Genomic DNA, 24,643 nt, shown 5'->3' on the forward strand with positions numbered 1-24,643 from the left:
ACCTGAATTGAGTTAACCGCACTCTCGCTTTGCATTTTCAGCCCCGGCCACGTCCCCCGTGCCGGGGCTTTTTTGTGTCTGAACGGGCATCCCTGGGTGGGCGTTTGGAACAGCCCCTTCCGTGATCAGAAATTGGTCTATAGTGATGAATACCTTTGATATCAGGAAATGACCAAGGATGGCTGTCTGGTCGAGGTGTACACCAGACATCAGGATCAGGAGGTCCCGAATGAACCGCAGATCCCTTTTTCGTTATCTGGGGCCCCTGGCCCTGGGCGTGATGGCTCCGGCATTACAGGCTCAGGATCTTAAGGTCGGCGAAGACGAATACATAGCGCCGGCAACGCCCTACTCCCCCTACGTCGATGACCACTTTCCCCAGAATGCCTACTTTGGTGACACCCATCTGCACACCGCCTGGTCGGCAGACGCCGGCATGGGGGGCGCGACGACGGGCCCGGATGTGGCCTATCGGGCCGCCCGCGGCGAGGTGGTAGACAGTCAGACGGCAGGGCCCTTCAAGCTGCTGCGGCCACTGGATTTTATTGTGGTTGCCGATCACGCCGAGAATATGGGGTTATCGGATTACCTGGAGCGTGGTGATCCGCTTGTGCGCCGCACGGACGGTGGCGAGCGCTGGTACCAGATGTTCAAGGCGGGTGATGGCTACGATGCGTTTATCGAATGGATCGCATCGAACGGGCGTGGTGAGGACATGATCAAGAGTCCGGAAATGGTGGCTGCGGTCTGGCAAAAGGTGATCGACAACGCGGAGCATTATTATGAACCGGGCGTGTTCACCACCTTTATCGGCTACGAATGGACCTCCGGCCCGGCCGGCAACAACCTGCACCGGAATGTGATCTTCCGGGACGGCGCGGACCGGACGCGCCAGATCGTGCCTTTTTCCGCGCTCGACAGCGACGACCCTGAAGATCTCTGGGATTATCTCGAGGCCTATGAAAAAGAAACGGGTGGTCAGGTACTGGCCATTCCCCACAATGGCAATCTGTCCAACGGCATGATGTTCATGCTCGAAACCTTCGACGGCGAGGCGTTTGACGAAGCCTACGCCCGTCGACGAGCCGAGTATGAGCCCGTGGTGGAGGTGACCCAGCCCAAGGGAACCGGGGAAACCCACCCGTTCCTGTCCCCGGACGATGCCTTTGCCGACCATGAGATTATCGACACATCCAACCTCGCGGGGTCCGCGCCCAAGGAAGAGGACATGCTTCGCACCGAGTATGCCCGGTCAGCACTGAAGCTGGGGCTTGCCGAGGCGGAGCGGCTGGGCGTGAATCCCTACAAATTCGGCATGATCGGTTCAACCGATGCCCACAATGCGCTGCCATCTACCCGCGAAGAGAACTGGTTCGGTAAGGCCTACATCGTCGAGCCTTCGCCCCACCGCAAGGACGGCGTGCTGATCGAGAGTACCGTCGACCCGAAACTGTCCATTTACGACATTGATCTGGGTGCCTCCGGTCTGGCCGGGGTCTGGGCCACCGAGAATACCCGGGAAGCCATCTGGGACGCCTTCGCCCGGCGCGAGGTATTCGCCACCTCCGGCAGCCGACTGCGCGTGCGGGTGTTCGGAGGCTGGGATTTCCAGCCGGACGAGGTGCTGCGTCCGGACTTTGCCGATGCCGGTTATTCACGGGGCGTGCCCATGGGGGGCGATCTGCGGCCGGCACCGGAAGGCCAGGAGGCGCCAACCTTTATGGTTCGGGCCCTGAGGGATCCGGACGGTGCAAACCTGGACCGGATCCAGATAGTGAAAGGCTGGGTTGATGGCAATGGGGAAACCCGGGAGAAAATCTGGGATGTCGTCTGTGCCGGTCGTGAAATCATGGAAGGCGCCTGCGACGGCGATGTCGGCAACACGGTGAACGTGGCCAACGCCAGCTACACCAACGAGATCGGCAGAGCCTTGTTGGCCGGACACTGGACCGATCCCGAGTTCGATCCGGACCAGCGAGCCTTCTATTATGTGCGGGTGCTGGAGATTCCGACGCCAAGATGGACGGCTTACGACGCAAAATATTTCCAGATCAAGATGCCGGAAGGTACGCCGATGGAGGTGATCGACCGGGCTTACACCTCACCGATCTGGTACACCCCGGAGGGCTGATGCGGTGTCTGATCTATCGATAAAGCAACTGTTACGTGAACCCTTCTTTCACTTCCTGCTGATCGGGGTGGCGCTGTTCGGACTCTATGGCTGGCTGAACGACGCGCCTGAAGATCCGTTGACCCAGAGTCTGGTGGTCACCGAGCGGGACGTCGCCCAACTCGCCAGCAACTTTCGCCGGGTCTGGCAGCGATCGCCGACGCACCAGGAACTGCAGCATCTGGTGGATAAGCACGTGCAGGAAGAGATTCTGGTACGGGAAGCCCTCGCCATGGGGCTTGACTCCGGCGATGCGGTCATTCGCCAGCGCCTGAGGCAGAAGATGGAGTTCATTCTCGATGGTGCCGTGGCCTCCCTGGTGCCGTCTGAGCAGACCCTGAGGGACTTTTACCGGGCCAATCCGGAGCGGTTTGCGACCCGGCCCAGGGTCGGGTTTCAGCAGGTTTTCCTGGGCCCGGCGGTGGAGAAGGCCGCCGTGGCGGCCGCACTCAAGGAACTGGAGGGCGGCAGGCCGCCGAGCGAGGTTGGCCAGGCCACCCTGCTGGCCCCGGAAATACGTGCCAGTGCGGCGACGACGGTGGATTCGAACTTCGGTGCCGGATTCTTTGGCCAGCTCGTCACCCTGCCACCGGATACCTGGGCTGGACCGGTTGAGTCGGCTTATGGCCAGCATCTGGTGAAAGTGACCGAGACGATCACGGGCACACTCCCCGAGTTCGAGGCCATCCGGGAGCAGGTGGAGGAGGCCTGGCGGCGTGATGCCTCCGAACGGCTTAGCAAAGAACAGTTGCTGGCCATGAAATCGGACTATGACATCTCACTGCCGGAAGTAGATGGGGTTTCACGATGACCAGAGCGGTACCGGTGATCTTTCTGGCGATCTTGATGGCCATGCCTTCATTGCTTCAGGCCCACGCACTTGAGCCCGGCTTCCTGAGCCTGACACCGGCGGGTAAGGACAGCTGGCAGGTGGTCTGGCGGGTGCCCCAGGTGCGCGGGCAACCGATGCAGATTTCCGCAGTTCTGCCCGAAACCTGCGCCCCCCGTGCGGCGCCTGGCCCGGTGCAGTTCGATGGTCGCGCCTTTGTCAGTCGTTGGGTGGCCACCTGCACCGGTGGACTGGAGGGGGGCACGATAGTCGTCCGCGGGCTGGAAACCACACGAACGGACGTGCTGGTGCGTTACAGCGCGGAGATCGGTGCGCCACCGGTGGTAACTCGGCTGACGCCGGATGTCGTTTCTTTCGACATTGCCCTGAAAGGCTCCTTTGATTCGGTGTTGTCCAGCTACTTCGTGCTGGGGGTCGAACACATCCTCGAAGGCTTTGATCACCTGCTGTTCGTCTTCGCCCTGCTGCTCCTGATTCCGAGCTTCAAGATGCTGATTGCCGCCCTGACTTCGTTCACCCTCGCCCACAGTCTGACCATGGCCGGGGTAACCCTCGGCATGTTCACGCTTCCGGCCCCGCCGGTGGAAGCGGTGATCGCGCTGTCGATTGTGTTCCTGGCCACGGAACTGGCCCGGCCGGCGGATGACCAGCGACTGACCGCCCGTTATCCCTGGCTGGTGTCGTTTTCCTTCGGGCTCCTGCACGGCTTCGGCTTTGCCGGGGCACTGCGGGAAATCGGTCTGCCCGAGGGCGATGTCCCCCTGGCGCTGCTGAGCTTCAATCTCGGTGTGGAAGCCGGGCAGATTGGCTTTGTCTGTGCGGTGCTGCTGTCCGGGTACCTTGCCAGGCTTGCGATCCGGCATCGGGACGGAGTCATGCAATGGTTTGAATACACCGGAAAGCGCCTGGCCAGTTATGGCATTGGCGGCATTGCGTCTTTCTGGCTGGTGGAGCGGGTAGCCGGATTCTGGGTGTAAAGCATCGAAAAAAACGGATTATTACGCTCAAAAAAACGATCATACCTGTGAATTCACGTGTGGTAGAACTGTGCGACCTTGGGAGCTAGCGCCCGCCAAAAGGATGTTCATGGCTCAACTGCGAGTGTCGCAAAACCGGAATCGTCTCTGCCTGATACTGTTGATGGCGCTGATGGTGGTCTATGGAGCCACGGGCTCAGGCCTGCCTGCGGCAGACCATCCATTTGATGAACCGGGATCGTTTCAACCGGCACTCCTGGATGCCTCCGGGGATTCCCCGTTCGGTGAACCCGGTCCAACCGATTCAGCGGCCTCGGGCCGTTTTCTGCTTCCGGGATACTCGGGACACTCGCCGAATCTGTTTTTCATTGAGCCGCCGGCTCGCCTCGTGAGTTTTCCCACCCTGCCGCAAGGTCCTCCCTTTTTCGTCTGAGTCTCAGCTGAAACCCGTTGGTTCTCAGCCCTGTTTCGATCAATCCGCTTCATCACAACCAACCAAACCTAAGTCTGGAGGTATCATCCATGGCTATTAGGAAGCTTCTGATTGCCAATCGCGGTGAGATTGCAGTCAGAATAGCCCGGGCCTGTAGCGAGCTGGGCATACGTTCGGTCGCCATTTATTCCAAGGCGGACGAGTATTCCCTGCATGTTAAAAAGGCCGACGAGTCCTATCAGATCAGCCAGGACCCGCTGTCCGGGTATCTGAACCCCCACCACATCGTCAACCTGGCGGTGGAAACCGGCTGCGATGCCCTGCATCCCGGCTACGGCTTTCTCTCGGAAAATGCCGAGCTGCCGGCGATCTGCAAGCAGCGGGGGATCACGTTTGTCGGACCATCCTCGGACGCCATTGCCTCCATGGGTGACAAGACCCAGGCCCGGCAGACCGCCGAGGCCGCGGGTGTGCCGGTAACGCCCGGGTCCAAGGGGAATCTGGAGGATGTGGCAGACGCGGTCCGGCAGGCCTCCGAGATTGGCTACCCGGTCATGCTCAAGGCCACCTCCGGTGGCGGCGGGCGCGGCATCCGCCGGTGCGACAACGAGAAAGAGCTGCGCCAGAACTACGAGCGGGTGATTTCCGAGGCCACCAAGGCGTTCGGCAGCGCCGAGGTGTTTCTGGAGAAATGCATCATCGACCCCCGCCATATCGAGGTTCAGATCCTGGCGGACAGCCATGGCAACGTGGTGCACCTGTACGAGCGTGACTGTTCGATCCAGCGCCGCAACCAGAAGCTGATTGAGCTGGCGCCATCGCCGCAGCTGAAGGAGAGCCAGCGTGAATACATCGGCGACCTGGCGCGGCGGGTGGCCAGACAATGCGGCTATGAGAATGCCGGCACCGTGGAATTCCTGCTCGACCATGACGGCAGTTTCTATTTCATGGAGATGAACACCCGGGTTCAGGTGGAGCACACCATCACCGAGGAAATCACCGGGGTGGACATCATCAAGGCCCAGATCCGGATCGCCGCCGGCGAGACGCTGTGGCTCAAACAGGAGGACATCAGCTATCGGGGCTTTGCCGCCCAGTTCCGGATCAACGCCGAAGATCCCAAGAACGGCTTCTTGCCGAGCTTTGGCCGGATCAGCCGCTACTATTCGGCCGGTGGCCCGGGTGTGCGTACCGACGCCAACATGTACACCGGTTACGAGATACCGCCTTATTACGATTCCATGTGCGCCAAGCTGATTGTCTGGGCCATGGACTGGCCGGAGCTGATTGCCCGCTCCCGCCGGGCGCTGAACGACATGGGCATTTACGGGGTCAAAACCACCATTCCCTACTACCAGCAGATCCTGAGCCACGACGAGTTCCAGGCCGCCGACTTCAACACCGGCTTTGTAGAAGCTAATCCACAGCTGCTGGAGTACAGCTCAAAGACCCGCCCTGAAGCCATCGCCACTGCCATCGCGGCGGCTATCGCCGCCCAGGCGGGCCTGTAAACCGAACATCGGAGAGATCCAGAATGACCAAGCGCAAGATTCATATTACCGACGTTATCCTGCGGGACGCCCACCAGTCCCTGATCGCCACCCGAATGCGGACCGAAGACATGCTGCCGGCCTGTGAATGGCTGGATCAGGCCGGTTACTGGTCCCTGGAGTGCTGGGGCGGCGCCACCTTCGACGCCTGTGTCCGGTTCCTGAAGGAAGACCCCTGGGAACGCCTGCGCACGCTGCGTAAAGCTTTGCCCAACACCCGCCTGCAGATGCTCCTGCGCGGGCAGAACCTGCTGGGCTATCGCCACTACGGCGATGACGTGGTGGAAGCCTTCGTCGCCAAGGCCGCGGAAAACGGCATCGACGTGTTCCGGGTGTTCGACGCCCTGAACGACGTGCGCAACCTGGAAACCAGCATCAAGGCCGTCAAGAAAGCCGGCAAGCACGCTCAGGGCACCCTGTGCTATACGGTCAGCCCGGTGCACGACACCGATGCCTACCTGGGGCAGGCCAAAGCCATGGCCGAGATGGGCGCGGACAGCATCGCCATCAAGGACATGGCCGGTTTGCTGACCCCGGCGGTCACCGCCGAGCTGGTGGGCAAGCTCAAGAGCACCCTGGATCTGCCGGTGTTCCTGCACTCCCACGCCACCTCGGGGATGGCGCCCATGTGCCAGTGGGCGGCCATGGAAGCCGGTGTCGATCACATCGATACCGCGTTGTCGGCCTTTGCCGGCGGCACCAGCCACCCGCCCACGGAATCGCTGGTGGCGGCGTTGCACGACGCCGGCTTCGACACCGGCCTGAATCTGGAGCTGCTGGACAAAGCGACCCGGCATTTCCGGGAAGTGCGGAAGAAGTACCATCAGTTCGAGAGCGCCTACAACGGTGTCGATACCTCGGTGCTGCTGTCGCAGGTACCGGGCGGGATGATGTCCAACCTGGCCAACCAGCTCAAGGAACAGGGGGCGCTGGACCGGATTCAGGAAGTGTTCGAGGAAATTCCCCGCGTTCGCAAGGATCTGGGCTTCCCGCCGCTGGTGACGCCCACGTCCCAGATTGTCGGCACTCAGGCGGTTATCAACGTGCTGGGCGGAAAGCGTTACGACAGCATCACCAACGAGGTGAAAAAGTACCTTCAGGGCTGGTATGGCCAGGCACCTGCCGCCGTGGACGCCGAGTTGCAGCGGCGCGCCGTTGGCAACGAGGACCTGGTCGAGGAGCGGCCGGCAAACCTGATTCCGCGCGAACTTGAGGAACTGCGCAAGCAGGTGGGCGAGCTGGCCGAGAGCGATGAGGATGTGCTGACCTACGCCATGTTCCCGGATCAGGCCAAGGCCTACCTCGAGCAGCGCCGGGAGGGCACGCTCCAGCCGGAACCCTTAGAACCCATTCCGAGTGGCTCCGGCGGCAGTGTCTCGTCCAAGTTCAAGATCACCGTGCATGGGGAGAGCTACGACATCGACGTGACCGGAGCCAACCCGACCGGTGAAAACGAGCGCCGCTTCTACATGACCGTGGACGGAGTGCCGGAGGAAATTCACCTGGAGTCCCAGGGCGACGCCGGTGAGGGCGGCCGCAAGAGCGGCGGCCGGGCCAGCGCCACCAAGGAAGGCCACGTGACCACGAGCATGCCCGGTAACATCGTCGACGTGCTGGTCAAGGAAGGCGATCAGGTGTCGGCCGGTGACCCGGTGTTGATCATCGAAGCCATGAAAATGGAAACCGAGGTCAAGGCCACCATTGGCGGTACCGTCAAGAGTGTGGCGATCGCCAAGGGCGACCGTGTCGTTCCGGGCGAAGTGCTGGTGGATATCGAATAGGTCGTCGGTAACCGTTAGCGCATAAAAAAGCCCCTCGTCCTGAGGGGCTTTTTTGGTCAGGGGTCAGCCAATACGGGGTGGTGTCAGCTGAACGCGGCGATACCGGTCTGGCCACGGCCCAGAATCAGGGCGTGGACGTCATGGGTACCTTCGTAGGTGTTGACCGCTTCGAGGTTCATGACGTGGCGGATCACATGGTATTCGTCGGCAATGCCGTTGCCGCCGTGCATGTCGCGGGCAACCCGGGCGATGTCCAGTGACTTGCCGCAGTTGTTCCGCTTCATCAGGGAAATGGCGTCGGTCGAATAGTCGCCGGCGTCGATCATGCGGCCCAGCTGCAGGGCACCCTGAAGGCCCAGGGTGATTTCGGTCTGCATGTCCACCAGCTTCTTCTGGATCAGCTGGTTGGCGGCCAGCGGCTTGCCGAACTGTTTGCGTTCGAGGGTGTAATTACGCGCTGCGTGCCAACAGAATTCGGCGGCCCCCAACGAGCCCCAGCTGATGCCGAAGCGGGCCTTGTTCAGGCAGCTGAACGGGCCTTTCAGGCCTTCCACGTCCAGCTTGTTCTCCTCCGGAACAAAGACCTCGTCCATAAAGATGGAGCCGGTCTCGGACGCCCGCAGGGAGAACTTGCCTTCAATCTTCGGTGTTTCCAGGCCCGTCGCGCCTTCGCGCTCGATCACAAAGCCGGTGATCTTGCCGTCCAGCTTGGCCCAGACCACGCACACATCGGCAATCGGCGAGTTGGTGATCCAGGTCTTGGAGCCGCTGACCAGATAGCCGCCGTCGACTCTCTTGGCGCGGGTTTCCATGCTGCCCGGGTCCGACCCGTGGTTGGGTTCGGTCAGGCCGAAGCAGCCCACCTTTTCGCCGGACGCCAGTTGCGGCAGGATGCGCTTTTTCAGGGCTTCCTGGCCAAAGGCGTGAATCGGGTGAATAACCAGTGAGGACTGGACACTCAGGGCCGAGCGGTAGGCCGAATCAACCCGTTCCACTTCCCGGGCAATCAGGCCGTAGCAGACGTGGTTCAGGCCCGGGCCGCCGTACTCTTCCGGCAGCGTGGCACCGAGCATGCCCAGTTCGCCCATCTCGTTGAAGATGTTGCGATCGAATTTTTCGTGCCGGTTGGCTTCAATAATGCCCGGCATCAGGCGCTGGTCGCAGAAACTGCGGATACTGTCCCGGACCTGACGCTCGGTCTCGTCCAGTTGCTTGTCAAGTTGCAGCAGGTCATCCCAGGGTGTGGAAGCCATGTTGTTTCTCCTCAGTAAAAATCAGTGATTAACCCGTTCAATGACAGCGGCAATGCCCTGGCCGACGCCAATGCACATGCTGATCAGGGCGTAGCGGCCGCCGCTGCGTTCCAGCTGACGAGTCGCAGTGAGTGCAATCCGGGCCCCGGATGCGCCGAGCGGGTGGCCGACAGCAATCGCGCCCCCGTTCGGATTCAGTCGGGAATCGGTCGGGTCGATACCCAACCGGGTGGTGCAACCGAGAACCTGGGCGGCAAAGGCCTCGTTGATCTCGATCACGTCCATATCCTTGAGGGTCAGGCCGGCCCGGGCCAGGGCTTTCTCGCTGGCGGGAACCGGGCCATAACCCATAACGTGGGGCGCCACGCCCGCGATGGCGGACGCCACAATCCGGGCCCGGGGCTGCATGCCGGCCTTTTCGCCGGCCACCCGGGAGCCGATAATCAGGGCCGCGGCGCCGTCATTGATGCCGGACGCGTTGCCCGCGGTGACGACCCCGCCCTCGAACAGGGGGCGCAGACCGGCCAAGGCATCCAGCGTCGACTGCGGACGAGGATGCTGGTCCTCGCTCACCGTAAGCGGTGGCTTCTTGCGGCCTTGTGGCACCTCGATGGGTAAAATCTCGTCGGTGTAGAAGCCGGCGCGGCGGGCTTCGTCGTAGCGGGCCTGGCTCTGGGCGGCAAACCGGTCGACCAGGTTCCGGTCCAGATTCAGTTCCCGCGCAATGTTGTCGGCGGTTTCGGGCATGGTGTCCGCCCCAAACTCCCGCTCGATGCGGGGATTGGGAAAGCGGGCACCAATGGTGCTGTCGAAAGCGCGGAGGTCCCGGCTGAAGGGCGACTCGCTCTTGGCCATCACGAACGGGGCACGGCTCATGCTCTCGGCGCCGCCGGCGACAAACAGCTCGCCCTCGTCACAGCGAATGGCGCGGGCGGCATCAATAATCGCGGCCAGGCCAGAACCGCAGAGGCGATTAACGGTCAGGCCGCCGGTCTCCACCGGCAGTCCCGCCAACAGGCCGGCATGGCGGGCCAGATTGCGCGCATCTTCGCCGGCCTGGTTGGTGTTGCCGGCAATCACGTCTTCATAGGCTTCCGGGGCGAAGGTATTGCGCGCCACCAGGGCCTTGATCACGCTGGCCAGCAGGTCATCGGGTCGGACCGGGGCGAGGGCGCCGGCGTGACGGCCGAAGGCAGTTCTTAACCCGTCGTAGATGTAGGCGCTCATGGCGGCTTCCTCTATGAAAAGGGACCAGGTGTCATTGTGAGCCGATGGATCTGGTGAAGAAAGCTATCGGGTCCGCCTGGGCATTTATGCTAGTATAGTTTCGTTAAGCGAAACACAGTTTTGTAATCAGTTGCCAAAAGACTAATCCGGGTGTGTGTGAAATGCAAGCAGAGACCATCGTTGATAACGCGGCGTGCGTATGACGGCTGCTGAGCGCTGGCTGTTGCCGATCGCCGTTACGCTGGAGCTGGTGGCCATGTGCATCGCCAGCCCACCGCTGGGCGCACTGGCGGGTGTGCTGTTTCTGGTGAGTTTCCTGTTGGCTGGCGGGCGACTGCAGGGCTACTCCCGAGTCCTCTTGCTGGTTGCGCTGGCTGTTACTGCGTGGCTGTACGCAGGCGGGCATCTGACGGTATCTCAGTTGCTCAAGGCGTCGTCGGATGCGGCGTTCTATGCCGCGTTTCTAGGCAGTCTCGGCATGATGCAGTGCCTGGTGCGGCGCTTTGAGGTGTTGCGGCGGATTCACGATGTCCTGCTGGGCGGGCGCCCGGTCTGGCTGTATCCCAAGTACGCTCTGGTGAGCTGTGGCATTGCCTCGGTCCTGAGCTTCGGGATGATGAATCTGCTGTGTGGCACCTTGTCAGAAACCCTGCGGGAACGTGGCATCACCGGCGCGTCACGACTTCGCTGGTTGCGCAGTGTGCTAATCAGTGCGTTGCGGGGGTTTGCCCTGGTGCCGCTGGTTGCTCCCACCAGCGTGGCGGTGGCGATCCTGACTCGGGAGGTGCCGGTGCTGAGCTGGTCCATGCTGCTGCCCTTTGGTGCGGCGGCAGCGGTGGCCCTGATTCTGCTGGGGTGGTTGCTTGAACAGCGCCGGTTCCGGCAGGTCAGCACCGAGCGTGTGGCGCTGGAGCAGTGGCCGGTAGGCACACTCAGGCTGGTGGTGCTGGTGTTGGTGGTCTTTTCCGTCATGGCGGCACTGGTGGCCGTCACCGAACTGAAGGTGTCGGCGGCGGCCATGCTGGCGGTGCCCGCCGTCACCCTGCTTTACATGCTGTGGCAGGATAGGTCTCCGGTGGCCATTGCCCGGGAGGCCTCGGCCCAGATATCGGCGTTGAGCAACGAGATGACTATCTTTGCCGCCTCGGCGGTTCTCGGTGTGGCCCTGTCCGCCGTGATACCGGCGGACGCCTTGAGTGGTCTGGTCGCCTCAGGTGGCGGGGTGTTCCTGCTTGCGGCCGCCGGGTTGCTCATGCTGCCGCTGCTGTCGGCCATCGGCATCATTCCGATCACTGTGCTCAGTATCCAGGCAGGCCTGTTGCCACAACTGGTTGCCGAGGGCATGGACCCGTTGCCGATCTCGGTTGCGCTGGTCATCGGGTTTTCGCTGGCCATGATGCTGTCCCCGTTTGGCCCTTCGGTGATGCTGTTGTCGCGCTTCGGGCAGATATCCCGCTGGAAAGTGGCGTTCCGCTGGAATGGCGTGTTCGTACTGATTGCGGTGCCCCTGTTGCTGGCATTTCTGGCGCTCATCCTGGCGTTAATAACCCCGTGATCGGTCGACCACGCCACTGATCGGACGGCCGCCGGCGTGGTCCCGGATTTTGCCTGCGATCTGTTCGACGGTGGCTTCTCGCAGGGTGCGTGCAGAGATGTGGGGCGTGACGGCGATGTCCGGGTGTTGCCAGAAGGGATGATCGGCGGGCAAAGGTTCCTTGCGGAACACGTCCAGCACCGCCCGGCTGACCAGCCCTTCGTCCAGAGCCTGCAGCAGGTCTTCCTCGACCAGCGATTCGCCCCGGCCCACATTGATCACCAACGCGCCCGGCCGCAGCTGGCGGAGCAGCTGGTAGTCAATCAGGTCGCGGGTGGTATCGGTCAGGGGCAGGGTGTTGACCAGCACCCGGGTGTTGCTCAGGAATGGCCCCAATTCACCGGGGCCCGCGTAGCTGGTTACACCGTCCAGGCTGTGTTCGCTTCGGGCCCAGCCGTAGACCGGGTAATCCAGGTCCGCCAGGGTGCGGGCGACCCGCTGGCCAATCTGGCCGAGGCCCAGGATGCCCACCGGCCATTCGTCGCGTCGGATGGGGCGATGGATTTTCCAGGTACCCTGTCGTTGCTGATCCCGGTAGGTTTCCATGCCCCGGCTGGCTTCGACCAGCTGGTGCAGGATGTACTCCGCCATCTGGACCGACATGCCCGCATCCTCGAGGCGCACCACGGTGAGCGCCGGCGGCAGGGCCGGAAGCGCCATCAGGCTGTCGACGCCGGCGCCCAGGTTGAAGATCGCTTTCAGGGTCTTCTCCCGTTCGAACAGCGCCGCGGAGGGCTGCCAGACGATGGCGTAGTCCGCGTTAACGGGTGGGCCGTCCGCATCCCAGACAAAGATTTCCGCGTCGGGTAACAGCGTTTTGAGGGGTGTGGTCCAGCGCTCCGGTTTCGGATCACCTGAAACAAAAAGTACCTTCATAGGGGCTCCATGTTCGAAAAGTCAGGGTTATCTGGTTATGCTATTTTGCTGAGTAAAACAAAATGCCGAAAAAAACCGCAGATTCCCGGTGCGAGTCGCCGATTTGCATTAATTTTATGAAACATTAAGGAAGAGTGTTTCACATTCGGCACGGATTTTGAAAAGACCTTGTGGTACTTGATTTCATCAACGATTAAAATACCTCATCTTTTGTATGCATGGGATTTATATCCCGGGCACCGGATCAGGCGAAGCTGTCGGAGGACGCCGCAATTATGTCGAAAGCACAAACCACGTCACCGGAGCTGATGGTTGCTTCAGGTGATGGCGAACCGGTGAAGCCGGAGAAAGACCGCAAGTTCGTCGAGGCGCTCTCCCGCGGGCTTGATGTCCTGCGCGCCTTCAGCCAGGGCTCGGTGATTCTGGGCAACCAGGACATCGCCCGGATTACCGGCCTGCCCAAGCCCACGGTGTCGCGGATGACCTACACCCTCACCAAGCTGGGTTACCTGAGCTACAACGTGCAGCTGGAAAAATACCAGCTCAGTTCCGGTGTTCTGGCGCTGGGTTATGCCTACGTCTCCAACCTCAAGGTACGCCAGCTCGCCAAGCCCTACATGGACGAGTTCGCCCGCCAGACCAACATGTCAGTGGGCCTGACCTGTCGCGACCGTCTGCACATGATTTACGTGGAGAACCGGCTGCCGCCAGAGGCCTCCCTGCTGCGCATGGATATCGGTCTGAAGCTGCCGATGGCGACCACCTCTGCCGGCCGTGCCTACTACTGTTCCATCAGTGACAAGGCGCGGAAAATGATCGATGACGCCATGGAGGCCAAGTATGGTCCGGAAGGCTGGCCTGAAAAGAAAGAGGGCCTCGAACGCGCCAAGGAAGACTACGAAAAGTTCGGGTTCTGCCTGTCTCTGGGTGAATGGGACCGGAACATCAACTCGGCGGGCGTGCCGATCCAGCTGCAGGATGGCACCACTATGGCGCTGACCTGTGCCGCTCCCTCCTATCTGGTGTCGGGTGAAAAACTGCGCGAATCCATTGCCCACCAGTTGGCGATGCTGGCCAGCGATATCGAATCCCTGGGCGTCTGAGCGCCGGTCGGCACCGCCATGGTGCCTTGATTACCAGGTATTATCGAAAAAACCGCAGAGGAAACTCTGCGGTTTTTTTTGTGCCTGGTCTTTAATTGATGGTTGAAACGTCGGAAAAACTCCTATTAAATCGTACCCATGTTTCGCTTGTTAAAACTACATTCCATATTAGGCGAGGAGAGTTTATGTCTGAGGTCGTAACTTACAGCCGCGAAGGCACAATTGGCGTCATTACCGTGAATTACCCGCCGGTGAATGCCCTCAGTCATGCGGTTCGTTCCGGCCTTGTGGCCGCACTGGAACAGGGGCAAAAGGACGCCGGCGCCAAGGTGTTGTTGCTGGTGTGTGACGGCCGCACCTTTATTGCCGGCGCGGATATCCGCGAATTTGGTAAGCCCATGCAGTCACCGGGGTTGCCGGAGGTCATGGACCACTATGAGAACAGTGACAAACCGATGGTGGCGGCTATCCACGGCACGGCTCTGGGTGGCGGTCTTGAGACGGCCATCGCGTGTCATTACCGGATTGCCCTGAGCAGCGCCCGGGTCGGGCTGCCTGAGGTGAAGCTGGGGCTGTTGCCCGGTGCCGGTGGCACCCAGCGCCTGCCGCGCCTGACCGGTGCCAAAAAAGCCCTCGAAATGATCACCACCGGTCAGTTCGTCGATGCCAGCGAAGCCCTGGAATTGGGCATTGTCGATGCGGTGGATGAGGGCAACGACATCAAGGCCGCCGGCCTGGCGTTCGCGAAGAAAATCGCCGATGAAGGCAAGCCGGTCCGTCGGGTGCGTGACCTGACCGAAAAACTGGAGGCAGACAAGGGCAGCGAGGTGTTCGACCAGTTTCGCGCCAGCCTGGAGAAGAAGGCCCGGGGTCTGTTTTCGCCGTTCAAGTGTGTCGATGCGGTGCAGGCGGCGTTTGAGCTGCCCTTTGACGAGGGCATGAAGCGTGAGCGTGAATTGTTCACCGAGTGCATGGAGTCGCCCCAGCGCGCGGGCCTGATCCACGCCTTTTTTGCCGAACGGGAAGTGTCCAAGGTCAAGGGGCTGGCCAAGGATACGCCGGTACGTGACATCAACAGCGTGGGCATTATCGGGGCCGGCACCATGGGCGGCGGCATTGCCATGAATTTCGCCAACGTCGGTATCCCGGTCACCATTGTTGAGGTCAAGCAGGAGGCGCTGGACAAGGGCCTCGGCATTATCCGCAAGAATTACGAGAACTCCGCCAAAAAGGGCCGCATCAGTCAGCAGCAGGTGGAAGAGCGGATGGCGCTGATCTCCGGGAGTCTGACCTATGACGACTTCAAAGAGGTGGATCTGGTCATCGAAGCGGTGTTCGAAAACATGGCGATCAAGAAGGACATCTTTGCCAAGTTGGACGCCGTGTGTAAGCCCGGTGCCATTCTCGCATCCAACACCTCGACGCTGGATATCGACGAAATTGCCTCGGCCACCCGGCGTCCGGAAGACGTGGTCGGCATGCACTTCTTCAGCCCGGCCAACGTCATGAAGCTGCTGGAAAATGTTCGCGGCAGCAAGACCTCCGACGAGGTCAAGGCCACGGTGATGGCGATGGCGAAGAAGATCAAGAAGGTGGGTGTGCTGGTCGGCAACTGCTACGGCTTTGTTGGTAACCGCATGCTGCACAAGCGCGGCGCCGAGGCCATGTCGCTGGTTAACGAGGGCGCCACGCCCCAGCAGGTGGATAAGGTCCTGACCGATCTGGGCTACCCGATGGGCCAGTTTGCCATGTCGGACCTGGCCGGTATCGATGTCGGTTACCGCATTCGCGAGGAACGCCGCAACGCCGGTGAGAATGTGCCCGCGAGCTGGATGGACAAGCTGGTGGAGCAGGATCGCCTGGGTCAGAAGACCATGGCCGGTGTGTACCGGTATGAAGAGGGCAGCCGCAAGCCAATTCCCGATCCGCAGGTGGACGAGCTCATCGCCGACTTCCGCAAGGAGCAGGGCATTACGCCCCGCGACATCAGCGATCAGGAAATCCTGGAACGCTGCATGTATGTGATGATCAACGAAGGCGCCAAGATCCTCGAAGAGGGCATTGCTGACCGGGCCCTGGATATCGATGTGGTGTGGATCTACGGCTACGGTTTCCCGGCCTATCGGGGTGGCCCCATGTTCTGGGCCGACCAGCTTGGCCTCGACACCATTCTCGGGGCGGTGGAAAAGTATTACGACGACCTTGGTGGCGATCAGTGGCAGCCCTCGGAGTTGCTGAAAAAACTGGTTGCCGAGGGCAAGTCCTTCGCGGATCTCTAAATCGATTGGGGTAAGTAGTTATGTCTGATGCAGTGATTGTTTCCACCGCCCGTACCGGTCTGGGTAAGTCCTACCGTGGCGCCCTCAACAACACCCACAGTGTTGACCTGGCCGGGCATGTGATCCGGCACGCCGTCGAGCGCGCCGGGATCGACCCGCATGTGGTGGAGGACGTGATCCTCGGGGCCACGTTCCACGAGGGGGCCCAGGGTAAGAATATGGCTCGGCTGGCCGCGATCCGCGCCGGCCTGCCGGCCACCACGGCGGGTCTGTCGATCAACCGGTTCTGCAGTTCCGGGCTCCAGTCCATTGCCATCGCCGCCCAGCGGGTGGTGTCGGAGAGGGTGCCGGCGATGGTGGCCGGCGGGGTCGAATCCATTTCCCTGGTCCAGAACGACAAGCTCAACAGCTTCCACGCGACCAATGACTGGCTGATGAAGCACAAGCCGGAGCTGTACCTGTCGATGATTGAGACTGCGGACATTGTGGCCCGGCGCTACAAGGTCAGCCGCGAGTCCCAGGATGAGTACGCCCTGTTGTCCCAGCAGCGAACGGCGGCGGCGCAGGAAGCGGGCAAGTTCAATGACGAGATCGTGCCGTTCGATGCCACCATGCTGGTGAAGGACAAGGAAACCGGCGAAGTCAGCCAGAAAGACGTGACCCTGAACCGGGACGAGTGCAATCGCCCCAACACCACGCTTGAGGGGCTTCAGGGTCTGAACCCGGTGCGCGGTGACGATCAGTTTGTCACCGCCGGCAATGCCAGCCAGCTGTCCGACGGTGCCTCGGTGTGCACGGTGATGAACAGCACCTACGCCGAGAAGAACAACATCGAACCCATGGGCATCTTCCGGGGCTTTGCCGTCGCCGGCTGCGAGCCGGATGAAATGGGCATTGGCCCGGTCTTTGCGATTCCGCGCTTGCTGGAGCGCAATGGCCTGACCATGGACGACATCGATCTGTGGGAGCTGAACGAGGCCTTCGCCTCCCAGGTGGTCTATTGCCGGGACCGGCTCGGCATCCCGATGGAGAAACTCAACGTCAACGGCGGCTCCATTGCTGTCGGTCACCCGTACGGCGTAACCGGCTCGCGCCTGACCGGCCATGCCCTGATCGAAGGCAAGCGTCGTGGCGCCAAGTACGTTGTGGTCACCATGTGCATTGGCGGTGGCCAGGGCGCTGCCGGCCTGTTCGAGGTGGTGTAAGGGGGCTCCATGCCGCAGAAGATCATCAACCCCGAGGATCTGGCGTTCCAACTGTTTGAACTGCACGATGTCGAACGGGTCCTGGGGTTTGATCGTTATGCCGATCACAGCCGGGAGACCCTGCAGGCGGCTCTCGACCTGGCGTTGAAAGTGGCGGCGGAGGAATTTGCGCCCCACGCCCGACTGGTGGACGAGGAAGAACCCCGGTTCGAACAGGGTCGGGTGGTGATGCGACCGGAAGTCAAACGGGCACTGGATGTGCTGCGGGAGACCGGCCTGATGGCGGCCAGTCAGGATTACGAGCGTGGGGGCATGCAGTTGCCCGCGGCGGTCGCCCAGATGTGTGTCGGCCTGCTCAAGGGCGCGAATGTCGGCACCCAGGGCTACGCCGGACTGACCATTGCCGCCGCCAATCTGATCATGGTACAGGGCTCGGAGGCGCAGCAGAAGCGCTACGCCGAACCGATGATGGCCGGGCGCTTTTTCGGCACCATGTGCCTGACCGAACCCCAGGCCGGCTCCTCCCTCGGCGATCTGCGCACCCGTGCCGAACCGCAGTCCGATGGCAGTTATCGATTGTTCGGCAGCAAGATCTACATCTCCGGCGGCGATCACGAACTCAGTGAAAACATCATTCACATGGTACTGGCGCGCCTGCCGGATGCGCCGCCCGGGGTGAAGGGTATCTCCCTGTTTCTGGTTCCCAAGTTCCTGGTCAACGATGACGATAGTCTGGGTGACCGTAACGACGTCGCCCTGGCCGGCCTGATCCACAAGATGGGCTATCGGGGCACCACCTCGACCATGCTCAATTTCGGTGAGCGGGCCGGGGCTGTGGGCTATCTGGTGGGCGAGCCCCATCAAGGCCTCGCCGCCATGTTCCACATGATGAACGAGGCCCGCATTGGGGTCGGGCTTGGCTCGGTCATGCTCGGTTACACCGGTTACCTCCATGCCCTGGAGTACGCCCGGGAGCGCCGTCAGGGGCGGCCGGTCGGCGAAAAGGATCCGGCCACACCCCAGGTTCCGTTGATCCGGCACGCCGATATCCGGCGCATGCTGCTGGCCCAGAAGGCCTACGTTGAGGGCGGCCTCGCCCTGTGCCTGGAGGGCGCCATGCTGGTGGACGAGAAAAAGCATGCGGCCACCGATGCCCAACGCCGGCAGGCCGCGGGTCTGCTGGACCTGCTGACGCCGGTCATCAAATCCTGGCCGTCCCGGTACTGCCTTGAGGCCAACAGCCTCGCCATCCAGGTTCACGGCGGCTACGGTTACACGCGGGAATACCCGGTGGAGCAGTTCTACCGGGATAACCGGCTGAATCCGATTCACGAGGGCACCCATGGTATCCAGGGCATCGATCTGCTCGGGCGCAAGGTCACTATGGCCGGTGGTGAGCACTATCGGGCGCTGATGCGCCGGATACAAGCAACCCTGGCGGAGGCCCGCGAAAACGTCCGGCTGGCAGAGTCGGCGGATCGGCTCGACGCCGCGGTGCGCGCGGTGGCAGCGGCGACCGATGCCATCAATGTCGAAAAACAGCGTGGCAACACCGAGAAGGCCCTGGCCAACGCCACCCTGTATCTCGACACCTTCGGTCACCTGGTCGTTGGCTGGCTCTGGCTGCGCCAGGCCCTGCGCGCGCTGTCCGGCCTGGCCGATAATGGTGTGCAGACGCAGGAATTCTATGAGGGTAAAGTGAAAGCCTGCGACTATTTCGCCCGGTACGAACTGCCCAGCGTGATCCATACCGCCGAGTTGCTGCAGGCCGTGGATACCACCGCGCTGGACATGGTGGACGAACACTTCTAACAAGAACTGGCACGGGAGTTTGAAGCGAATGGATAGACAAGCCAAGGCTGTGGTCTGCCGGGAATGGGGCCAGCCCGTTCAGGTTGAAACCATCACCGTAGAAGGCCCCAAGCGGGATGAAATCACCATCAAGATCGCCGCCTGTGGGGTCTGTCACAGCGATCTGTCGGCGACGACGGGCAAGATTCCCTACCCGCCACCCCTGGTGCTCGGTCACGAAGCCGCCGGCGTGGTTATTGAAGTGGGCGAGGGCGTAACCGATTTCCAGGAAGGCGACCATGTGGTCAGCACCTTCATCTCCATGTGCGGCAAGTGTCGCCAGTGTGTCCGGGGTCGTCCGGTTCTCTGCGAAAATGCCCGCAAGGCGATGTTCACGCTGCCCGACGGCAGCGTCCGCACCAAGGGCGCCAGCGGCGAGTCGCTCAATGTCTTCGGTGCCTGTGGCGTGATGGCCGAGTACGCCACCATGCACGTTGATAACTGCGTCAAGGTGGACGACAAGGTGCCCATGCAGAACGCTGCCCTGGTGGGCTGCGCGGTCATGACCGGCGTGGGGGCTGTGTTCAACACCGCCCGGCTGGAACCCGGTTCCCGCGCTGCCGTGTTCGGAATCGGCGGCGTGGGCCTGAATGCTATCCAGGGCTGCGCCACGGCGGGCGCGGAAATGATCGTTGCCGTGGACAGCAACGACCGGAAGCTGGACATGGCCCGGGAGTTCGGTGCCACGCACACGGTGAACATTAACGAGGTGGACGACCCCGCCCGGACGGTCAAGAAACTGACGGGTGGCGTCGATTACGCCTTCGAGTGCGTCGGTGCCGGCCCGGTGGTGGAACAGGCCTACAAGAGCCTGGGCCGCGGTGGCACTGCAGTGGTGGTGGGCGTGGCCGATCCCAAGGATAAGACCTCGGTGACCACCCTGACCCTGCCCGCCGACGAGCGAACGTTGAAGGGCAGCTGGCTGGGTTCGGCCCGTCCGCAGCACGATTTTCCGCGTATTCTCGGCCTCTACCAGGCCGGCAAACTGAAATTGGACGAACTCGTCACCCGCACCTATCCGATTGAGGATGCCGTCCAGGCTTTCGATGATATGGTGGCAGGCAAGAACGCCCGAGGCGTGATTGTCTTTGACTGAATCAGGAGAAACCCTATGAACGATCTAAGCAGGAATTACATCAACGGGCAGTGGGTGGACTGGAATGGTGACACCCTGGATGTGCACGAAGCCGGAACCGGTGAGGTGATTGCCCGGGTTCCGTCGTCGGGCCGGGAAGAAATGGAGCAGGCCATCGCGGCCGCGGACCGCGCCTTTGAAAACTGGTCGGAAAGCACCCTGGAGCAGCGCATCAAGGTCCTCGAGCAACTCCATGCCGGGCTGAAGGAGCGCAGTGGTGAAATCGCTGAAACCATCTGCCGCGAAGTGGGGATGCCGATCAAACTGGCCACCGCGATCCAGGCCGGTATGCCGGCGACCATGACAAAATCCTACCTGAAACTGTTGCAGGATTTCCCCTTCACCGAGCAATACGGCAACTCTGAAGTTCAGTATGCGCCGGTGGGTGTGGTCGGCTGTATTACGCCATGGAACTACCCGCTGCACCAGGTCATCCTGAAAATTGTGCCGGCAATCGCCGCCGGTTGTACCATCGTGCTCAAACCGTCCGAGATCGCGCCGCAGAGCGCCTATATCCTGGCCGAAATACTGGACGGCACGGATCTTCCGAAAGGCGTGTTCAACCTGGTCTCCGGCCTCGGCCAGACCGTGGGTGACACCCTGATCAAGCATCCGGACGTCCGCATGGTGTCCTTTACCGGCTCCACCCGGACCGGCAACCTCATTGCCCATGCCGCCGCGGATGACTTCAAGCGCATCGCCCTGGAAATGGGTGGTAAATCAGCGTCGGTGGTGTTGCCGGATGCCGACCTGGGGGCTGCGGTGAAAGGCACCGTGAACAACTGCCTGCTGAACTCCGGGCAGACCTGCACCGCGCTCACCCGACTGCTGGTGCCGGCCGACCAACACGACGAAGCCTGTGAGCTGGCGGCTGCCGCCGTGGCGAAAATGACCCCGGGTAACCCGCTCGAGGAAACGACCCGTCTCGGGCCATTGGCGTCCGCACAACAGCGCGACCGGGTCTTCGACTACATCCGTCTTGGCATTGAGGAAGGCGCGACCCTGGTTGCCGGCGGCCCGGAAGCCCCGGACGGCTGTGACCAGGGCTACTTTGTGAAGGCCACGGTGTTCGGCAACGTCAAACCGGACAGCCGCATCGCCCAGGAAGAGATCTTCGGCCCGGTACTGAGCATCATTCCCTACAGCGATGAAGCCGAAGCCATTCGCATCGCCAACGGTACCGAATACGGGCTGTCGGGTGCGGTCTGGTCGGCGGATCAGGACAAGGCGAAAAAGGTGGCGAGCAAGCTGCGCACCGGGCAGGTGACCGTCAACGGCGGTGCTTTCAATCCCCAGGCGCCGTTCGGCGGCTTTGGCCACTCCGGCATTGGCCGTGAATTCGGCAAGTGGGGTCTGGAGGAATTCCTGGAAGTGCGCTCACTCCAGCTCTAACCCCCGAAGTCGGCTCGGCCCCTGGGGTGGAGTGCCTTTTCTGTCGGGAAAAAATGTCTGAGCGCAGCGAGTTGTTTTTCCCAGAAGAAAAGGTACCGCGCCCCAGGGGCCAGACTCCGGACCTAAGCCTTGCCGCCAAGCAGAATCCGAACAGCCGTGCAGGCATCTTCCAGCTCTTCGTCCCGAGGCTCGCGCCCGCCGATGATGTCGCTGTAGAGGCAGGATTCGGCCAGGCGCACCATGAAGTAGGACAGGCTCTCAATGTTCATGGGCGGGCTGATGTAACCGGAGGCCACCTGATCCTTCAGGGTTCGGGTATTGGCCTCCACAGTCCGGCTGTGCAGGGTGGATTGTGAGGATGTCAGGATCTTGAGAGCGTACTCCGGATCCTGGTTGATAAACCGGCGCAGGGGCTCGAAATGCAGGATGGTGGAATTGATGCGTCGGTACACGCCAACAACAAAATCCACGCCCTGCCCGGGCGTTGTCGACAGCGCCTCCAGCCGCAATGGCTCGTACAGCGACCAGAGCACCTCCCCGATCAGGAGATCCTTGTTACCGACCCAGCGAAACAGCGTGGCACGACCGATGTTGAGCTCGTCAGACAACGATGCCAGGTGAATGCGTTCACCCTTGAGCCACATGCGCCGGGCCCGCTTGAAGGCATCGGCGGGTGTCGCTCTGGTTGTTGTTTTCTCTGTCACTGAAACCTCGTGCCGGAGTTTCGAATCATTCTAACGACAAAACAGGAAACCCGCTATGAACACCCGAATCACTGAATTGTTCGGCATCCGCTACCCGATTATTCAGGGCGGCATGCACCACGTCGGCTACGCGGAACTGGCCGCGGCCGTGTCGAATGCCGGCGGTCTCGGTATGATCACCGGACTCACCCAGCCGACGCCGGAGGACCTGGCCCGGGAAATCGCCCGCTGTCACGAAATGACCGATCGGCCGTTCGGAGTGAACCTGACGTTTCTGCCCTCTTTCAAGGCACCGCCCTATCCCGAGTATATCGACGCCATTGTTGCCGGGGGCGTCAAGGCGGTGGAAACCGCCGGTCGCAGTCCTGAAAAATACATGCCCCAGCTCAAGGCGGCGGGTATCAAGGTGATCCACAAGTGCACCTCCGTGCGGCACGCCCTGAAAGCCGAGTCGATCGGGTGCGATGCCGCCAGTGTCGACGGTTTTGAGTGCGGTGGCCATCCGGGTGAGGACGATATCCCCAATTTCATTCTGTTGCCCCGAGCTGCCGAAGAGCTGAGCATTCCGTTTGTTGCCTCCGGTGGCATGGCGGATGGCCGTAGCCTGGTGGCGGCCATGGCGCTGGGCGCCGAGGGCATGAACATGGGCACGCGCTTTCTGGCAACCAAGGATGCCCCGATTCACGACAACGTCAAACAGGCCATTCTGGAGGCCGATGAACTCCAGACCCGGCTGATCATGCGTAACCTGCGCAACACCGAACGGGTCATGAACAATGCCGCGGTGGAGGAGATTGTCCGGATCGAACGAGAGAAGGGTGAGGCCGAAACCATTGACGACATCCGGCACCTGGTTACCGGTGCCAAAGGACGGCTGGTCCTGCAGGAAGGCAAGATGGACGAAGCGGCCTGGAGTTGTGGCATGGTGGCCGGCCTGATTCACGACATCCCCACCTGCGAGGAACTGGTCAGCCGGATCATGGCCGATGCCGAGGCTATCGTCCGGAAACGGCTCACCGGCTTTCTGGCCCGGTAACGGCTGAGCGCCAGTCCGGTCGCGCCCGCTGCTCCCCCGCGCGGGCGTGATGGTTTTGTGATATTTCCGCTATAGACTCTTTACCAGGGTGTGATCCGGTCGTGAGCCCTTGCTGCCACGCTGTCCGTGTTGTCGGTGCGAAGCGCCGGCGCAATTCTTACGAACAACACGGAGAGATCACAATGAGAAAACTGACCCGAATGCTTGCGATCGCCAGTCTGAGTCTGGCGCCGATGTTTGCCGCCGCCGACGACATGAAGGACGAGGGTGGCATGATGGAAGACGACACCATGGAACAGGGCATGTCCGACCATGGCATGGAAAAGGATGACATGGCTGATGACATGGGGCACGGTATGAACGATGACTCCATGGAGTCCGGGGGCATGGACGATATGAAGAAGGACACCATGGACGAAGACGACATGTCCATGGACGACGACACCATGGACGACAAGGACGGCATGCAGTAGACGCGACCGAGTCGCGTTGTTGCCAGAGCAAGGAATCAGAGCCAGGAGACCATGACAAGAACCGTACTGATCATTGAGGACAACCCGGGCATCGGTGAGCTTGTGCGTATGCAGGTGACGGACCTGGGGATGGAGGCGATTCTCGTCGATCGCGGGGACGACGGCCTTGAGCGTTTTCGCCAGGGTGACGTGGATCTTGTGATTCTGGACCTGATGCTGCCGGGTCTGGACGGGCTCTCGGTTTGCCGTGAGATCCGTTCCAGCCCTGGCTATGTCCCGGTGCTGATGCTGACCGCCAAAAGCACCGAGCTGGACCGGGTGCTGGGGCTGGAAATGGGCGCCGACGATTACCTTACCAAGCCCTTCAGCGTGGCTGAGCTGGCCGCCCGCATCAAGGCCCTGTTCCGTCGGGTGGATGCCCTGTCTGCGCGCGAGCAAACCCAGGCCGAGGCGGGACTGTTGGAAGTGGACGGATTGCGCATAGACCCGGTACGTCGTCGGGTGTTTGTCGATGACCGGGAAGTGGAACTGACCGCACGGGAATTCGACCTGCTCTGGCACTTCGCCAGCCACCGCGGCCGGGTCTTCAGCCGGGCCCAGCTGCTGGATTCGGTCTGGGGCTACAACCACGAGGGTTACGAACACACCGTGAACACCCACATCAACCGGCTTCGCAACAAGATTGAGGCCGATCCGGCCGAACCCCGTTACGTCCAGACCGTCTGGGGCGTCGGTTACCGGTTTATGGACTGAT

General features: G+C 61.6%; 19 protein-coding genes. 15 read left to right on the plus strand and 4 right to left on the minus strand.

Annotated features, from left to right (window positions below; translation table 11 throughout):
- Nucleotides 1-229 precede the first annotated feature (229 nt).
- The 5 genes from KZO34_RS11380 to oadA all read left to right on the plus strand — a co-directional run bounded on the left by KZO34_RS11380 (nt 230) and on the right by oadA (nt 7,761).
- A complete protein-coding gene (locus tag KZO34_RS11380; protein ID WP_219476488.1) occupies nt 230-2,131 on the plus strand; it encodes a DUF3604 domain-containing protein in 1,902 nt (633 codons plus the stop codon).
- Between the two features lie 4 nt (nt 2,132-2,135).
- Complete coding sequence (locus tag KZO34_RS18795) at nt 2,136-2,981, plus strand: peptidyl-prolyl cis-trans isomerase (protein ID WP_219476489.1); 846 nt, start codon at nt 2,136-2,138, stop codon at nt 2,979-2,981.
- On the plus strand, nt 2,978-3,997 hold the full coding sequence (locus KZO34_RS11390; RefSeq protein ID WP_219476490.1) for a HupE/UreJ family protein: 1,020 nt from the start codon (nt 2,978-2,980) through the stop codon (nt 3,995-3,997). Before KZO34_RS18795 ends, KZO34_RS11390 begins: the two co-directional genes overlap by 4 nt.
- Before the next feature lie 522 nt (nt 3,998-4,519).
- Nucleotides 4,520-5,941, plus strand: a complete 1,422-nt coding sequence (locus tag KZO34_RS11395; protein ID WP_219476491.1) for an acetyl-CoA carboxylase biotin carboxylase subunit — start codon at nt 4,520-4,522, stop codon at nt 5,939-5,941.
- 23 nt (nt 5,942-5,964) lie between these two features.
- Nucleotides 5,965-7,761 carry a sodium-extruding oxaloacetate decarboxylase subunit alpha gene (gene oadA, locus KZO34_RS11400; RefSeq protein WP_219476492.1) on the plus strand — a complete coding sequence of 599 codons (1,797 nt, stop codon included), beginning with the start codon at nt 5,965-5,967 and terminating at the stop codon, nt 7,759-7,761.
- 83 nt (nt 7,762-7,844) lie between these two features.
- Here the strand turns inward: oadA and KZO34_RS11405 are convergent, their stop codons facing one another.
- Together KZO34_RS11405 and KZO34_RS11410 are read right to left on the minus strand one after the other, a co-directional pair.
- Nucleotides 7,845-9,014, minus strand: a complete 1,170-nt coding sequence (locus KZO34_RS11405) for an acyl-CoA dehydrogenase (RefSeq protein ID WP_219476493.1) — start codon at nt 9,012-9,014, stop codon at nt 7,845-7,847.
- Nucleotides 9,015-9,035: 21 nt separating this feature from the next.
- Entirely contained in the window at nt 9,036-10,241 is a 1,206-nt protein-coding gene (locus KZO34_RS11410) for a 3-oxoadipyl-CoA thiolase (protein WP_219476494.1), read from the minus strand.
- A gap of 199 nt (nt 10,242-10,440) precedes the next feature.
- Between KZO34_RS11410 and KZO34_RS11415 the strand changes: the two genes are divergently transcribed.
- The gene (locus KZO34_RS11415) at nt 10,441-11,796 is read left to right on the plus strand and encodes a hypothetical protein (protein ID WP_219476495.1); all 1,356 of its coding nucleotides are present in this window, start codon (nt 10,441-10,443) and stop codon (nt 11,794-11,796) included.
- Here KZO34_RS11415 and KZO34_RS11420 read toward each other — a convergent pair.
- Entirely contained in the window at nt 11,782-12,711 is a 930-nt protein-coding gene (locus tag KZO34_RS11420; protein ID WP_219476496.1) for a 2-hydroxyacid dehydrogenase, read from the minus strand. The two genes, KZO34_RS11415 and KZO34_RS11420, sit on opposite strands and share 15 nt — an antisense overlap.
- Before the next feature lie 308 nt (nt 12,712-13,019).
- On the opposite strand from KZO34_RS11420, the gene KZO34_RS11425 reads away from it, so the two are divergent.
- From KZO34_RS11425 to KZO34_RS11450, 6 genes are all read left to right on the plus strand, one after another.
- Complete coding sequence (locus KZO34_RS11425) at nt 13,020-13,814, plus strand: IclR family transcriptional regulator (protein ID WP_257900398.1); 795 nt, start codon at nt 13,020-13,022, stop codon at nt 13,812-13,814.
- A gap of 185 nt (nt 13,815-13,999) precedes the next feature.
- Complete coding sequence (locus KZO34_RS11430) at nt 14,000-16,093, plus strand: 3-hydroxyacyl-CoA dehydrogenase NAD-binding domain-containing protein (RefSeq protein ID WP_219476498.1); 2,094 nt, start codon at nt 14,000-14,002, stop codon at nt 16,091-16,093.
- Nucleotides 16,094-16,113: 20 nt separating this feature from the next.
- On the plus strand, nt 16,114-17,298 hold the full coding sequence (locus tag KZO34_RS11435) for an acetyl-CoA C-acyltransferase (RefSeq protein ID WP_219476499.1): 1,185 nt from the start codon (nt 16,114-16,116) through the stop codon (nt 17,296-17,298).
- A 9-nt stretch (nt 17,299-17,307) separates the two neighbouring features.
- Nucleotides 17,308-19,110: an acyl-CoA dehydrogenase gene (locus KZO34_RS11440; protein ID WP_219476501.1), complete on the plus strand. Its 1,803-nt coding sequence runs from the start codon at nt 17,308-17,310 to the stop codon at nt 19,108-19,110.
- Nucleotides 19,111-19,138: 28 nt separating this feature from the next.
- The gene (locus tag KZO34_RS11445) at nt 19,139-20,245 is read left to right on the plus strand and encodes a zinc-binding dehydrogenase (RefSeq protein ID WP_219476502.1); all 1,107 of its coding nucleotides are present in this window, start codon (nt 19,139-19,141) and stop codon (nt 20,243-20,245) included.
- Nucleotides 20,246-20,260: 15 nt separating this feature from the next.
- Nucleotides 20,261-21,676, plus strand: coding sequence for an aldehyde dehydrogenase family protein (locus KZO34_RS11450; RefSeq protein ID WP_219476504.1), 1,416 nt, complete (start codon nt 20,261-20,263; stop codon nt 21,674-21,676).
- Nucleotides 21,677-21,798: 122 nt separating this feature from the next.
- Here KZO34_RS11450 and KZO34_RS11455 read toward each other — a convergent pair whose 3' ends face one another.
- Nucleotides 21,799-22,380 carry a QsdR family transcriptional regulator gene (locus KZO34_RS11455; protein WP_308318807.1) on the minus strand — a complete coding sequence of 194 codons (582 nt, stop codon included), beginning with the start codon at nt 22,378-22,380 and terminating at the stop codon, nt 21,799-21,801.
- A gap of 55 nt (nt 22,381-22,435) precedes the next feature.
- Here KZO34_RS11455 and KZO34_RS11460 point away from each other — a divergent pair, with 55 nt between their 5' ends.
- The 3 genes from KZO34_RS11460 (at nt 22,436) to KZO34_RS11470 (ending at nt 24,642) form a co-directional block, all read left to right on the plus strand.
- Complete coding sequence (locus tag KZO34_RS11460; RefSeq protein ID WP_219476506.1) at nt 22,436-23,416, plus strand: NAD(P)H-dependent flavin oxidoreductase; 981 nt, start codon at nt 22,436-22,438, stop codon at nt 23,414-23,416.
- A 182-nt stretch (nt 23,417-23,598) separates the two neighbouring features.
- Nucleotides 23,599-23,889, plus strand: coding sequence for a hypothetical protein (locus KZO34_RS11465; protein ID WP_219476508.1), 291 nt, complete (start codon nt 23,599-23,601; stop codon nt 23,887-23,889).
- Nucleotides 23,890-23,940: 51 nt separating this feature from the next.
- On the plus strand, nt 23,941-24,642 hold the full coding sequence (locus KZO34_RS11470) for a response regulator transcription factor (RefSeq protein ID WP_219476510.1): 702 nt from the start codon (nt 23,941-23,943) through the stop codon (nt 24,640-24,642).
- Nucleotide 24,643 lies beyond the last annotated feature (1 nt).

The organism is Marinobacter sp. F4206 (genome assembly GCF_019392195.1).
In the GTDB taxonomy this organism is placed as follows: Bacteria; Pseudomonadota; Gammaproteobacteria; order Pseudomonadales; family Oleiphilaceae; genus Marinobacter.